Consider the following 13,667-nt stretch of genomic DNA (forward strand, 5'->3'; position numbering starts at 1 on the left):
AATCCAGCTTCAAATAGGTCCCGCGCTGGACTTGCGGCGAGATCTGCGACGCGGGACCTATTTGAACCCTCCAGTATTCCGACGCAATCCGGCCACCGATTCCGACGGAAGTCGGCCACCCATTCCGATCGAAGCCGGCCACCCTGTTGAGACCGCCTGACGCTCTCGAAGACGGCGATCGAATCGCGGACCAGCCCACCTTTGCGACCAAGCAAGGGAAGGTCTGATGCCCGCCGAGAGAGCGCCGATGCGGAAGGTTCGAGAAGTTTTGAGACTGCGGCACGCCCTTGGCGTGAGCGAGCGGCAGATCGCCGTCACGGTCGGCATCAGCCGATCGACGGTTGGCGAGTATCTGCGGCGGGCTGCCGTGATCGGCATCACCTGGCCGGTGCCGGAAGGGATGGACGACGGCGAACTCGAGCGCCGGCTGTTCACGCCGCCGACATTCGAGGAGAAGCCGGCGCGGCCGTTGCCCGACTGGAAGGCGGTGCACCGGGAGCTGAAGCGGCGCAGCGTGACGTTGCTCCTGTTGTGGGAGGAATATCGCGCGGAGCACGCCGACGGCTATGGCTACAGCCGGTTTTGCGATCTCTACCGGGAATGGAGCGAGGCGATCTCGCCGACCATGCGGCAGACGCATGGGCCTGGAGAGAAGCTGTTCGTCGACTTCGCGGGCGACACGGTGCCGGTGTTCGACGCCGCGACCGGCGCGCAGCGGCTGGCCCATGTCTTCGTCGCGGTGCTAGGAGCATCCAACTACACCTTTGCCGAGGCGCGTTGGTCGGAAGGGCTGGCCGACTGGATCGGGCTGCACGCCAATACGTTGCGCGCGATCGGCGGCGTGCCGAAGGCGATCGTCTGCGACAATCTGAAGGCCGGCGTCACCGCCACCTGTCGCTATGAGCCGGGCATCAACCGCACCTACCAGGAGCTGGCCGAGCACTACGGCACCGCGATCCTGCCCACGCGTCCGCGCAAACCACGCGACAAGGCGAAGGTGGAAGTGGCGGTGCAGATCGTCCAGCGGTTTGTGCTGGCGCGGCTGCGGAACCGGCGCTTCTTCTCGCTTGACGAACTCAACGGGGCCATCCGCAAGGCGATCGCGGACCTCAACGACTCTTATGCAGAGTCTTGTCTGATAAAATAGCTGCGACCGATAGTGGCTCGTGCCACGGCTCTGTGCGTTACGGACCTCCTCTGCGAGCGGGGCGGTAGGAGGGTGTCCGGAACGATGTGTAAGGAGGTTTCTGTGAGTTTACCTTAATTGGAGACTCACATGACCACCGATACGACGATTACCCCTGAACTGCTGGACCAGCTTCTTGCGAACTACAGCAAGCCCGAAAACCTGACCGGCGAGAATGGGCTGTTCAAGCAGCTCAAGAAGGCCTTGATCGAGCGCGCACTTGGAGCCGAGCTGACCGAGCATTTGGGCTACGAGAAGGGTGATCCTGCCGGCCGGGGCTCAGGCAACAGCCGCAACGGGACAAGCTCGAAGACGATCCTGACGGAGGATGGCGAGATCGAGATTACCGTGCCTCGCGATCGGGCCGGCAGCTTCGAGCCGCAGTTGACCGCCAAGGGGCAGACCCGGTTCGATGGTTTCGACGACAAGATCCTGAGCCTCTATGCCCGCGGCATGACGGTGCGGGAGATCCAGGGCCACCTGGCCGAGCTCTAAGGCGCCGAGGTCTCGCCCGATCTCATTAGCCGGGTGGCCGACGCCGTCCTCGATGAGGTCCGGGAATGCCAGAGCCGGCCGCTCGACGCCGTGTACCCAATCGTCTTTTTTGACGCGCTGCGGGTCAAGATACGCGACGAAGGGCTGGTCAAGAACAAGGCGGTCTACGTTGCGCTCGCCTACAATGCCGATGGCGAGAAGGACGCTCGGGCTCTGGATCGAGCAGACCGAGGGCGCCAAATTCTGGCTGCGGGTCGTCAACGAACTCAAGGCGCGCGGCGTCAACGATATCCTGATTGCCGTCGTCGACGAGCTGAAGGGGTTTCCCGAGGCGATCACATCGGTCTACCCGCAGACGCTGGTGCAGACCTGCATCGTGCACCTGATCCGTAACAGCCTTGCCTTCGTCTCCTGGAAGGACCGCAAGGCGATCCTGCCCTCGAAAGGCGATCTATCGGGCTGAGAGTGCCGACGCGGCGGCGCTGAGGCTTGCCGAGTTCGAGGCCGAATGGGGCAAGCGCTATCCCGCCATTGGCCAGATCTGGCGCAAAGCGTGGGAGCACGTAGTGCCGTTCTTCGCCTTCGCGCCTGGCATCCGAAAGATGATCTACACGACAAACGGGGTCGAGGCGCTACATCGTTCGCTGCGCAAGATCATCAAGACCCGCGGCAGCTTCCCGACCGACGAGGCGGCGCTCAAGCTGTTGTATCTCGCCCTCAGGAACGCTGGCGTTTATTGGCGGCGACCGGTTGAATGGACTGCCGCGATGGGGCAGTTCGCCATCCACTTCGGCGCGCGGTTTCCCGGAACAGCGCGCTGATGATCACAACCGACATCACGGCGCCGACCATGATCGTTTGGACCGAACCTTCGCCGTCAAGCCCCGCGCCTGCGGCGCGCCGCTGCGCGGCTTCGGGGCTTGACCGCTCGGTCCGGCCAAGCAGAATTATCGGCCATGCCGTCGATGCCAGCTTTCAATGTCTCAAACGCAAAACCCACCTTCACAGAAATCGCTTACACAAAACTTCGGACATTCCCGGCGGTAGCGGCTGCGACAACATCATCAAACTAGCCACTGACATTTATCGTGACCTCGCCCCCAAGTGTTATCCAGTCCTGAGTTCAGGTGCTCCGGGAAGGTCTGGCCACTCGGCGCGTCTTCCGACGCTTTCGCACGGGCGACCGCGAGCTCGGCGGCGATCTCCGTACCCTTAGCGCGCTCGGCTGCCGGCGCCGCCTTCAGGGCGGCAACGTCATCCGGAGCGGCGTCGCGATCCGCATTCATGCGACGCAGTGAATCACAGATTGAATGCATTGGGACTCCCAAATGTCGGCAATATGAGGATTTTCCTGGATTAGCCCCCGCTCTGCGGCCGCCAGCTCAGTTGGGGAGTCCACCAGTCGATGCCCTCGAGCATGTAAGCCATTTGCGCTGCCGAGATCGACACCGCGCCGACCGACGTCGACGGCCAGATGAACCTGCCGTGATCCAGGCGCTTGGCATAGAGCGACATGCCCAAGCCGTCATGCGAGAGAATCTTGACCAGAAGGCCGCGGCGGCCCCATAAGATATAGAGATCGCCGGCATGGGGATCGCGCTCCAAGCTTTCCTGAACCGCAAGCGCCAAACTTTGCATGGCCCGACGCATGTCGGTGTGGCCAGTCGCGATCCATACCCTGACGCCGCTCGGGAGCGGGATCATCGTCGTCGCAGAAGCTCAAAAACCCGCTGCAGCTCGTCGCGATCAACGCGAACACGACAGCCGCCGCTAAGCTCGATCTCGATGATTCCAGCCGTTGCGCGTTGCTTAGGAGGCGAAGACGCCAGTTGCGACGTGCTGATCGATGCCGGTGCACGTGTGATCTCGACAGGAACCAGAGCTGGCACCGCATCACCGCCCAGGCGGCTTGGCGCGCCTGCCGGAACAGCAAGCTATGCGAGGCACTGATTGCGCAGCAGAAGTTGCAGATCGCCAAGCTAAAGCGTCAGATCTGACGCCACCGGGGACGAGCTGGCGGCGGAAGAGGCTGTGGCAAACCGACGACGGTGCGCGGATTTACCCGCAAGCGCAGTTGGCGCTGACGTTCGAAGAGCTGGAAGTCGTGAGCCACCCCATGCCGGCGCGCGACGCCGCAGACCGTCTCGCCGGCCTGCAAACGTCTCCTCGACAGACGGACCTTCTCGTCGTAACTCCATCGCCGCCGACGCTCGGCACCCAACACATTGACCTGCATCCGCACGTGCTGACCTTGCCCCAAGTTTTATCCAGCCCTGAGTTCGCCCCGGTCGTTGGATTTGCCCAGTTGGGGGAGCGACGGGAGCTGGCGCAGAGCCTTCGGCATAACGCACAGCGCCAGATCCCGTCGCGGATGGCAGGTGTCGGCGAACTCGGACGGCGTTTTCCATCCGAGCTGAGAGTGTGGTCGTGCGTCGTTGTAGTGGGCCCGCCCGCATCCGAGCGCGACGAGGGCCTGCGCCAGTGACGTGAACAGCGTCTCGTTGAGCAGTTCGTCCCGCAGCCGGCCATTGAAGCGCTCGATGAACGCATTCTGCATGGGCTTGCCCGGCGCGATGTAATGCCAACCGACGGGGCTTTGATCGGCCCATGTCAGGATGGCGTTGCTGGTGAGCTCGGTGCCGTTGTCGCTGACCACCATCCTGGGCTCGCCGCGCTCGAACATCAGCCGGTCCAGTTCCCGCGCCACGCGGATGCCGGAGAGCGAGGTATCGGCGACTAGCGCCAAGCACTCGCGGGTGCAGTCATCGACCACGGTGAGGACGCTGAAGCGGCGGCCGCAGGTCAGCTGATCCGACACGAAGTCGAGCAACCAGCGATCGTTGCGGGCCATCGGCACCGTCATTGGCGCCCGGGTCCCAAGGGCGGCCCGCTTGCGGCCGCCGCGGCGGCGTACCGCAAGCCTCTCTTCCCCGGAACAGCTTCTTGTGGTTTGACCAGGTAGCCCTCCCGGTTGAGCAGCACGTGCAGGCGCCGACAAACAAAAACGACGGCGTTCGTGGGCGATCGCCCGCATGCGCTGCCGTAGGACGGCATCGTCCGCCCGGATTGTCAGATATCTGATGGTCATGCGGCAGCAGCCGATGGCTTTACACGCCCGCCGTTCGCTCATCCCGTGGGCAACCATGAGATACGCGACAGCTTTCCGCTTGCCCGCGGGCGTCACCATTAATGGGATGGACCGCCCCGTCCTCCTCCCTCATCATAGGAAGGGCAGACTAAAGAGGAGAGTATCATGGCCGATCGCAATTTGCCGCGACCCGCGGCTGTCTATGGAATCGACATTGGCAAGAACCTATTCCACGTCGTTGGCCTGAGCTGCGACGGCACACCTGTTCAGAAATTTCGCTTTCGAGGGGACACCCTTCTTCAGTTCTTTGCGCGCGCACAACCAAGCATAGTTGGCATGGAATCCTGCGTCGGTCCACAGTGGCTCGCCCGGAAGATACAGGCACTTGGTCACAAGGTGCGCCTGATCCCCGTGCAATTCGTGAAGCCCTACGTGAAGTCAAACAAGAACGATATCATCGACGCCGAGGCGATCGCTGAGGCCGCTACGCGACCGACAATGCGCTTCGTTGCCGTGAAGGAGGAGGACCAAGTGGATCTTCAAGCGCGTTTCCTTCGTCATTCAAACGCGCGGCAACTCGAGATTGAATATTCCGGCACCCTGACGCAAAGGTACACCGTACTCGAGGCAGAAAGCCCGCGTCTGATTGATCAGGCGTGTCCTCGAGCCGACCATCTGGCACGGATTCGCGATGCAGCGCTTCCAGTTGCATAAATGTATCCGGCCTCTCGCGAGTGGACTGCTGTTGCAGCCACGCCATGATGAGATCCGCGCACGCCGTTCCCAATAAATAGTTCGGGCAGGAAGCCCGCTTTTTTGCACAGGGCTTACGGCATGTTGATCCACTGTTTCGTCATCACTGTTCCCGAGCCTTGCAATCGAAGCCAGAAGCGTCAGGCAAGGCAGGATCTCTGCGTTCGTAGAGTGCTCCGGGCTTGTTCAAGACCACCCACACAATGCGGGCCATCTTGGCGGCTAGAGCGACAACGGCCTTGTTCGGATGCATCCGAGCCTGGAGCCCGTCGAGCCAGCTTCCTAGGCGATCGCGCGTCCGGTCCAAATGCCGGAAGCAGGATCGCGCGCCCTGCACCAAAAGCTTTCTCAGATAACGGTTGCCGCGTTTGCTGACGCCAAGCAACGTCTGTTTTCCGCCGCTCGAGTATTGCCTGGGCACTAACCCCAGCCAGGCAGCAAGGTCGCGGGCCTTGCGAAACTGCAGCCCATCACCGATCGCGGCAAGTACGGCGGTCGCACCCAATGCGCCGATACCAGGAATTGTCATCAGCCGGCGGGTGACGTCCTCTCGATCGGCAACCGCTTCGATCTCCTGTGTCAATTCGCGGATCCGTTCTTCGAGGCGGCGGAGATCGGCGAAGCGAGCGCCCACCAGGCGACGCATCACTGGCGACAAATCGGCGCACCGCTGGATCATCGTCTCTATCACGTCCGTTTGGCCTATTGCGGGTTCGCGCACGCCCACGTCGTGCTTGGCGGTGAGAGCTTCGTTGCCCTGGCCGAAGGCCTGCAGAATGCCCTCTGGTCGCTCGGTGGGGCGCCGCGGGAGCATCGGACCGACAGCCTGTCGGCCGCATTCCGCAATCTCGATTGCCATGCTCGGGATGATCTGACGCAGCGATACGAGGCCCTTTGTGCCCATTACGGCATGGGGCATTCCCGCAACAATCGAGGCGTTGCTCACGAGAATGATTCGATCGAAGGGCCCCACGGTCATCTGAAGCGAGCAATCGCGGATGCCTTGCTGCTGCGCGGAACTGTCGACTTCGACGATCTTGCCACCTATCGCGGCTTCATCGACGAGATCGTCAGCCGCCGCAATGCCCGCAACGCCAAGCGGATCGATAGCGAGCGCGTGGTGTTGCAGGAGCTGCCCGATCGGCGCACCTCCGACTACGAAGAGGTGATCGTCCGCGTGACATCGTCCGGCGGCTTCACCCTGCGCAAGGTGTTCTACACGGTGCCATCGCGCCTGATCGGTCACCGGCTGCGGGTGCGCCTTTACGATGATCGTCTCGAGATTATCGGCACGTGATCCATTCCCTGCGGCGCAAGCCGATGGCGCTTCTCAATCTGGTCTACCGAGATCGGCTGTTCCCGCGCGATGCCTATTGGAAGACCTTCGATCGGTTGCGCGAACGCTTGCCGGACAAAAAAGCCTGCCGGATCATGGTCGATCTCCTCGCGCTCGCTCATGAACGCGGCTGCGAGACCGAACTCGCCGATCAGCTCACCGCCGACCTCGAGGCCGGCCGACTGCCTGAACCTAACCGGCTGCGCGCTCACTTCGCTCCTGACCCGCCCACCTGCCGAACGTCGTGGTGCAGCTCGCACCCCCTTGCCACCTACGAATGCCTCATCGGTACTGCCGAGATCGGAGGTGCCGCATGAGCGTAGCCAATACCGTTGATACCGCGCGCCTCAATCTGTTGCTCAACGAGCTCCGCCTCCCGGCCATCAAGGTGCTGTGGGCGCAATTTGCCGAGCAGTCCGACAAGGAAGGTTGGCCAGCGGCCCGCTTCCTCGCCACCATTGCCGAGCACGAGATCGCCGAACGCGGTCGCCGGCTCACCGAGCGCCATCTCGTCGAGGCGCGGCTGTCTGCTGGGAAGACCTTCGGCGGCTTCGACTTCGAGGCCGTGCCGATGATCTCCAAGGCGCAGGTGATGGCGCTCGCCGCCGGTGACAGCTGGTTGGGTAAGGGTGCCAATTTGCTCCTGTTCGGGCCGCCCGAGTCCGATTCATACTGCCCACCTCGTTATGCCATTATAGTTCAAGCTCTCTTTGGCGGAGATCGCCAGACGACGGGCGCCGGAAGCGCCGCGCCTGCGCGGCGTTCCTGACCTCGGGGTGCTCCAGATCAGGCGCCTTGATCACCCAGGGTGCGCCCTTGCACAGCTGGTGCGCGGGCAAGCTTCGCTCCGCGATCAGACGGCGAACCGTCGATGGGCTGACCGTCAACGCAGCGGCGGCTTCATCCAGAGTAATTTCTCCTCTCTCCATGCGTTCGCCTTCCCGGTAGGGTGCGATAGCTTGCTGGTTGCGCAAGTGACGAACGCGGGCGCGGGTCCAGCTGTTACCGTGCCCCGTCGACTTGCCGCTCGGTCGAGGACCGCCGCGATCGTGCCGTCGGGCATCTGGCGTGCCAGAACACGCAGGAGATCGATGACATCTGCGGATGTGCTCCAGCGGTGTTGGCCCGTGCGGTTCTTTCTGGTCTCTAGCGCTGTGTGATCGCCGCCCTGCCAGTGGATCACAAGCTCAATTGCCGCATCGCCGACGCATACAACGATTTCGTGGATTAAGGTTCGGATGATCCCCTTGCGCGTGGCAGGCGTCGCCCCAGGACTGTTCCAGGCCCGCTCCAAATCGGAGCCAAGCGCAAGCAGCCGCTCGCGATCCGCCTCGCTCAGAGGACTCTCCGGCTTGGCCAACAGTGCACCGCGCTCTTCCTCGAGCGCGCGGACGGCCAGCAGACGTTCATTCCAACGTCGCTCCAGCTCGCCGGCGACCAGGCGATTGTCGGGATCGACAGCCTCATATCGCCGACGAGCCCGAGTGGCCTCATAGCGCGCTTGCTCACGCTTGGGCAGGCGTATCTCGCTGTGAACGCCGCCAACCCAGTGGACGACGAGGACGATCTCGGAGGCCGCATCATCGATATCGGCTACGACCTCATGGATGAGGGTGCGCACAATGCGCTTCTTGAGGCGAGCATCCGTCGTCGGCGCATCCCAGACCGTTCTGAGGTTCGAGGCCAGAACGCCGAGCGAGGCTGGATCAGCAATGGGGGCAGGCATCGCCGCATTATGCGTGGCGATTTTGCCCTCGACCTCCGCTGCGTGAGCGAGCGTCCTGTTCCAGCGCGCTCCAAGCTCGCCCGCCACCAGCCGGCTCGCGGGGTCAGCGGCATCGTATTGCCGGAAAAGCCTGGTCGGCGGCATAGCGCGCCGCTTCGAGATCGCGACTGAGAGCATCGCGCACCTGATCGCGCCGTTCCCCTGGCTTCCTTGGCGGCAGCGGTTGCGGCGGCGATAGCGCCCGGACCGATGACGCCAAGCAGTGCTTCCTCGATTGCATCATCGACGGGCAGTCCGCCGAAGCCGATGCAGTGAGGGCCGCCATTGTCCATCCAGGCGCGGCTACAGCTATAGCGCGGGATATGGTGGTTCATGCCGGAGTACCGGAGTGTGAGCTTGCGACCGCAGCGCTTGCACCGGATCAGACCGGCCAGCAGCGCGTCACCATGCTTGGGCGCGCCGTGATGCCGACCGGTGGGAGCGTTGCTGCTGACCATGGTGCGGATCGCCTCGAACCTCTCCCAGCTCACATACCCGTCGTGGGTGTTGGGCTTCAGCGCCAGCCATTCGCTCCGCGCCTGCGGCGGATCTTCACGCTCACACCCACGGCGCTGTATCCCGCCGCGACAGCCGTCTTACCATAGGCATAGGCGCCGCCGTAGACCGGGTTCTCAATGATCCGGTGGATGGCGGAGTAGCTCGGTCGCCGCCAGGCCGTTGCGCCGTTGGTCCGCTTCACCGGCAGATCGAGATTGTACTCGTGGAGCCAGCAGAACGGTCGCGCGCTGCCGAGTTCCTCGACCTTGTCGAACACCAGCTTGATCGCTCCTGGACACGCCGATCCGGATCTTTCTCATAACGGTCGCCGGCCTTCACGAAGCCGACGGGCGCTGCCACAACCAACTCGCCCCGGCGCGCCTTCTCGTAGCGGGCCGAGAGCGAGCGCTGGCGCAACAGATCCAGCTCGTACTCGTTGAGGCTGCCCTTGAGCCCGAGCAACAGGCGATCGTTACCGTGCCTTGGCGCGTAGATCGTCTCCTGATCGATCAGAACGGTATCGACCACGCGGCACATCTCGATGAGTTGCTGCCAATCCCGTCTGTTGCGAGCGAAGCGCGAGACTTCGCGGGCGCAAACCGCACCAACTTTACCGAGGCAAACCTCCGCTACCATCCGCTCGAAGCCGGCGCGTTGTACGCCGCCGGCGGCTGAGCGACCGAGATCATCATCGATCACTTCAACCTCTGACCATCCGAGTGCCGTCAGTCGGTCCCGCATGGCGTATTGCAACGCGCCGCTCTCGCGATTGTGTAGCACCTGATGTGCTGAGGATTGACGCACGTAAAGTATCCCCTTCTCCAGATGATGAGGCCTGACCTTGTCAGAGATCATGACCGACCTCCTTCGCGCGCGGCGTCGCTGTCGTCGCGGCATGGTCGAGGATCAACTGCGTCATCAGACTCGTAAGGGCCGCCTGCGCTTCCGCCGGAAGCTCCGACCATGTGGGCGCACCGGTGGCGCCGCTCGACAGGCCGCTCCCGAACAGATCCATCTGCTGCGGCCGCGGTTGTTGATTGTGTCGGTATCCGCTCCCTGGCATTGCCGTCTGGCGTGACATGAGTCGCTCCCCGATTCTGACCGTGAGAGCCTCTGGATGCGCCAGAAAGCAGGGCAGCTGATGGCGTTCGATCCTTCAACGCCAGATCGAGAAGCGCAGAAAGCGCCGCAAGCGCATCGATGCTGACAAACGGTTGAGCTGTCAAAAGCTCGGCGTCAGGGCATGCCGTCCGGTCGAACATCCCTGCTGGCACTTCCAGCCAACGATCTCCTTGCGATCCGTCCAAGGTGCAGCGAAAAACAACATCAAAGCCTTGTCGACGGCTCCATGAACGCAAACTCGGCGCCCAAACCATGGATGATGCCGATAAAGAACCTCGCGAAGAACGGTCCTGTGGCCGTTCTCAAACGTTGTTGTACAACGAACACCGCGGACACTCGGCCATCGGCTATATCAGCTCGGTCGAGATGGAGCGCAAGGTGGGATTAGCTTAACGGGGTGTCCATCAAACCGGCAGCACGCTCAGTGATCACCGGGGAGCGCCGACGGCGTCGGTGGACGAGCGAGGAGAAGGCCCGGATCGTGGCGGAGAGCTTTGAGGAGGGTGCGAACATCTCCGAGGTTGCGCGGCGCAATGGCGTTTCGCGCGGGCTGCTTACGGTGTGGCGCCGCCAAGTTGCGGCGGCGGTGGGGGGCAAGGCACCGAACTTCGTGCCAATCCAAATTGGTCCGGGGATCGATCGCGGGACAGCGGGCGAGCATGAACGTATTTCCGGGCTACAGACGAGGCCTTTGGAGATCGCCGCGCCGCCGGCCAAGGTTTGCGGAGTTGTCGAGATCGAGGTGAACGGGGCGCGCATCCGGGTCGAGCCGGACGTTGAGCTGGCGACGCTGTCGACCGTGCTGGCGGCGCTTCGGGGTATCCGGTGATTGCGCTACGCTCTGACCTCAAGGTGGTGCTGGCGACACAGCCGGTCGATTTCCGCAAGTCGGTGCATACGCTGTCGGCACTGGTGAGCGAAGCGCTGCGTGCGAATCCGTGTTGTGGGGACGTCTTCGTGTTCCGCAGCAAACGCACGGACAGAGTGAAGCTTCTGGCGTGGGACGGCAGCGGCATGGTGCTGATGACGAAGTGGTTGCACCAGGGGCACTTCACCTGGCCGCCGATCCGCGAAGGCGTGGTGCATCTGACTGCGACACAGCTCGCGATGCTGCTCGACGGACTCGAGTGGACGCGCGTCTCGCCCAAGCCGGTGAAGCAGCCGGCCGTTGTCGGCTGAGAGGAGAGGATTTCGCTGGAGCCTGCGCCGCGCGGATGTATGGTCCATTTATGGCGATTCGCCCGGACGTCCTCTCGACTGATCCCGCCGCTCTAACAGAGATGGTGCTCGCGCTCGACGCCGAGAACGAGAAGCTGCGTGTTGCGATGCAGACGCTCAAGGAGATGATCTTCGGGAAGCGCTCGGAACGGCTTGCCACGCTCGTGGCCGAGCAGCTTGAGCTTGAGCTTGACGATCTTGAGACCAGTGTCACGCCGCCGGCAGCTGCCAACGACGATGCACCTGCGGTGAAGCCGTCCGATAAGCTACGTAAGAAGGCGCGCCGCAACATCGGCGCGTTGCCCAAGCATCTGCCGCGCTGTGAGCAGGTCCTGGAGCCGGAGGTGACGGCCTGCCCGTGCTGCCAGGGCCAGCTTCACAAGATCGGCGAGGACGTCAGCGAGGTGTTGGAGTGATCCCGGCGCTCCTGCGCGTGCTGCGCACGATCCGTCCCAAATACGGCTGCCGCGGCTGCACCGATGGCGTGGTCCAAGCCAAAGTGCTGCCGCGCCTGATTGAGGGCGGCATGGCGTCGACGGCCCTCGTGAGCCATGTGGTGGTCTCGAAGTTCGCCCGGTATTTGCCGCTGTACCGGCAAGTTCAGATCCTGGCCGGCCACGGCATCCATCTTGACCGCGCGACACTCGCGGTTGGGTCAAACGTACCGCCTTGTGGCTCAGGAGCCTTTATGAGCTGCAGCTGCGGATCATTCAGGCTGCGCCGCGCGTGTTCTGCGACGAGACGCCGATGCCGGTGCTTGATCCAGGACGACATCGTCCCCGCATCTGCCAGTTCTGGGCGCATGCTATGGATGACCGGCCATGGGGTGGCCCCTCGCCGCCGGCGGTTACCTACGTATTCGCCGACGGCCGCGGCACCGAGGAGATCGCCGGACAGTTGATGGGCTTTTGCGGCGTTCTGCAGGTGGACGGTTATGCCGCCTACAAGGCGCTGGCCCGCCGTCATGGCGGCGCGATCCAGCTCGCCTTTTGTCTCGCCCATGCTCGACGCAAATTCGTCGAGGTGTACAAGTCCACGCAGTCGCCATTCGCGCGCGACGTGATTGAACGGCTGCAGGCGGTCTATGCGATCGAGGCAGAGATCCGCGGCAGCAGTGCGGAGCAGCGGCTGGCCGCCCGCCGCACCAGGAGCGCCCCGTTGATGGTGGCGCTCAATGCGCGACTGATTGAGATGGTAGGTCAGCTGTTTTCCCAATCGAAGCTGACAGAGGCGATCAACTATGCGCTCAATCACTGGGACGGACTGACGCTGTTTCTCAGCGACGGCCGCGTCGAGGTCGATTCCAACACGGTCGAGCGTTCCATGCGCCCGATTGCCATGGGAAGACGCAACGCCTTGTTCAGCGGTAGCGAAGGTGGTGCCGAGAGCTGGGCCATCCTCGCGTCGCTCGTGAACACCGCAAAGCTCCATGAGCTCGATCCGCAAGCCTATCTGACCGACGTGCTGGAGCGCATCGTCTCCGGTGGAACCAAGAGCCATCAACTGCACGAACTGCTCGCCTGGCACTGGAAGGCGGCGCGCCAGCGCACCGCACAGGCCGCGGCATGAGCCCGCGTCGTCATAAAGCAGCGTCGTCAATGGCCGCAGCCGAGATGCCACTTGAGGAGCTCGAGCGATGGCTGCAGGCTCGGGTCGATCAGCAACCTGCCGCCACCAATCTCCCCATGCTCGACGGCTACGTCGCCGCAATCGTGGCCGGACCGGTGTCGATGAGCCCACTCGACTGGATCTGCCCGCTGCTCGCCATCGATGCCGATGCCTTCAACCACAGCGGCACCCCGGAGTTTGCAGCCATATCGGCTGTCGCCCTGCGTCACAACGACATCAGCAACACCCTCTCGACCGCACCCGACAGGTTCGCGCCGATGCACCGGCGTAAACCCAGTGGAGACGTGGATCCGCGACCATGGTGCCAAGGCTTCTACGCCGCGATGCGGCTCAAGCTATTGGCGTGGGCACCGTTGCTGGACACCGGCAACGTCAATCACGGCCTACTTCTACCTATCCTGCTGCACTGTCGCGACGATCAGGGCCGACCGCTGCTTGGACCACCACGAAGCGGCCGCGAGACCAAGAAATTTCTGCGTAACGCCCACGCCGATATTCCCGCGGCGGTCGAAGCCTTGCGGCAATACTGGATGCCGATCCGCTACGCCCGCGCTCACTGATCACTGCGGTCGTGGGA

The 13,667-nt window shown here is 63.2% G+C and carries 7 protein-coding genes and 9 pseudogenes; 9 read left to right on the forward strand and 7 right to left on the reverse strand.

Annotated elements, in window-relative coordinates; translation table 11 throughout:
- Positions 1–247: 247 nt before the first annotated feature.
- Complete coding sequence (gene istA, locus XH89_RS39845; RefSeq protein WP_164934314.1) at positions 248–1,147, forward strand: IS21 family transposase; 900 nt, start codon at positions 248–250, stop codon at positions 1,145–1,147.
- A gap of 129 nt (positions 1,148–1,276) precedes the next feature.
- Positions 1,277–2,502: pseudogene (locus tag XH89_RS39850) on the forward strand (IS256 family transposase).
- A 535-nt stretch (positions 2,503–3,037) separates the two neighbouring features.
- Here the strand turns inward: XH89_RS39850 and tnpB (XH89_RS39855) are convergent.
- The 3 genes and pseudogenes from tnpB (XH89_RS39855) to XH89_RS39865 all read right to left on the reverse strand — a co-directional run.
- Complete coding sequence (gene tnpB / locus XH89_RS39855) at positions 3,038–3,319, reverse strand: IS66 family insertion sequence element accessory protein TnpB (RefSeq protein ID WP_245470929.1); 282 nt, start codon at positions 3,317–3,319, stop codon at positions 3,038–3,040.
- Between the two features lie 496 nt (positions 3,320–3,815).
- Positions 3,816–3,917, reverse strand: a pseudogene (locus XH89_RS42295) (hypothetical protein); the annotation flags it as partial.
- 27 nt (positions 3,918–3,944) lie between these two features.
- Positions 3,945–4,868 (reverse strand): annotated as a pseudogene (locus XH89_RS39865) (IS3 family transposase); the annotation flags it as partial.
- A gap of 66 nt (positions 4,869–4,934) precedes the next feature.
- Here XH89_RS39865 and XH89_RS39870 point away from each other — a divergent pair.
- A pseudogene (locus XH89_RS39870) lies at positions 4,935–5,294 on the forward strand (transposase); the annotation flags it as partial.
- A gap of 331 nt (positions 5,295–5,625) precedes the next feature.
- Here XH89_RS39870 and XH89_RS41635 read toward each other — a convergent pair.
- Positions 5,626–6,183, reverse strand: a pseudogene (locus XH89_RS41635) (IS110 family transposase); the annotation flags it as partial.
- Between XH89_RS41635 and XH89_RS39880 the strand changes: the two are divergent.
- A pseudogene (locus tag XH89_RS39880) lies at positions 6,184–7,175 on the forward strand (IS21 family transposase); the annotation flags it as partial.
- Positions 7,172–7,516, forward strand: a pseudogene (locus XH89_RS39885) (ATP-binding protein); the annotation flags it as partial. The pseudogenes XH89_RS39880 and XH89_RS39885, both read left to right, overlap by 4 nt.
- Before the next feature lie 34 nt (positions 7,517–7,550).
- On the opposite strand, the gene XH89_RS41640 reads toward XH89_RS39885, so the two are convergent.
- The 3 genes and pseudogenes from XH89_RS41640 to XH89_RS39900 form a co-directional block, all read right to left on the reverse strand.
- Positions 7,551–7,787, reverse strand: coding sequence for a helix-turn-helix domain-containing protein (locus XH89_RS41640; RefSeq protein WP_232995628.1), 237 nt, complete (start codon positions 7,785–7,787; stop codon positions 7,551–7,553).
- A pseudogene (locus XH89_RS42300) lies at positions 7,742–9,976 on the reverse strand (recombinase family protein). Before XH89_RS42300 ends, XH89_RS41640 begins: the two are co-directional and overlap by 46 nt.
- On the reverse strand, positions 9,966–10,136 hold the full coding sequence (locus XH89_RS39900; RefSeq protein ID WP_206733234.1) for a hypothetical protein: 171 nt from the start codon (positions 10,134–10,136) through the stop codon (positions 9,966–9,968). Before XH89_RS39900 ends, XH89_RS42300 begins: the two are co-directional and overlap by 11 nt.
- 504 nt (positions 10,137–10,640) lie before the next feature.
- Here XH89_RS39900 and XH89_RS42305 point away from each other — a divergent pair.
- The 4 genes and pseudogenes from XH89_RS42305 to XH89_RS39920 all read left to right on the forward strand — a co-directional run bounded on the left by XH89_RS42305 (position 10,641) and on the right by XH89_RS39920 (position 13,650).
- Complete coding sequence (locus XH89_RS42305; RefSeq protein WP_128955120.1) at positions 10,641–11,072, forward strand: transposase; 432 nt, start codon at positions 10,641–10,643, stop codon at positions 11,070–11,072.
- On the forward strand, positions 11,069–11,422 hold the full coding sequence (tnpB, locus tag XH89_RS39910; protein ID WP_128955119.1) for an IS66 family insertion sequence element accessory protein TnpB: 354 nt from the start codon (positions 11,069–11,071) through the stop codon (positions 11,420–11,422). Before XH89_RS42305 ends, tnpB (XH89_RS39910) begins: the two co-directional genes overlap by 4 nt.
- A gap of 50 nt (positions 11,423–11,472) precedes the next feature.
- A pseudogene (locus tag XH89_RS39915) lies at positions 11,473–13,030 on the forward strand (IS66 family transposase).
- A gap of 29 nt (positions 13,031–13,059) precedes the next feature.
- The gene (locus tag XH89_RS39920) at positions 13,060–13,650 is read left to right on the forward strand and encodes a UPF0149 family protein (protein ID WP_128955118.1); all 591 of its coding nucleotides are present in this window, start codon (positions 13,060–13,062) and stop codon (positions 13,648–13,650) included.
- Positions 13,651–13,667: the final 17 nt, after the last annotated feature.

The organism is Bradyrhizobium sp. CCBAU 53340 (assembly GCF_015291645.1).
In the GTDB taxonomy this organism is placed as follows: Bacteria; Pseudomonadota; Alphaproteobacteria; order Rhizobiales; family Xanthobacteraceae; genus Bradyrhizobium.

Coding starts and splice junctions, on each gene's coding strand:
- istA (WP_164934314.1), top strand. CDS start 248: ATGCGGAAGGTTCGAGAAGTTTTGAGACTGCGGCACGCCCTTGGCGTG.
- tnpB (WP_245470929.1), bottom strand. CDS start 3,319: ATGCAAAGTTTGGCGCTTGCGGTTCAGGAAAGCTTGGAGCGCGATCCC.
- XH89_RS41640 (WP_232995628.1), bottom strand. CDS start 7,787: ATGGAGAGAGGAGAAATTACTCTGGATGAAGCCGCCGCTGCGTTGACG.
- XH89_RS39900 (WP_206733234.1), bottom strand. CDS start 10,136: ATGGATCTGTTCGGGAGCGGCCTGTCGAGCGGCGCCACCGGTGCGCCC.
- XH89_RS39920 (WP_128955118.1), top strand. CDS start 13,060: ATGGCCGCAGCCGAGATGCCACTTGAGGAGCTCGAGCGATGGCTGCAG.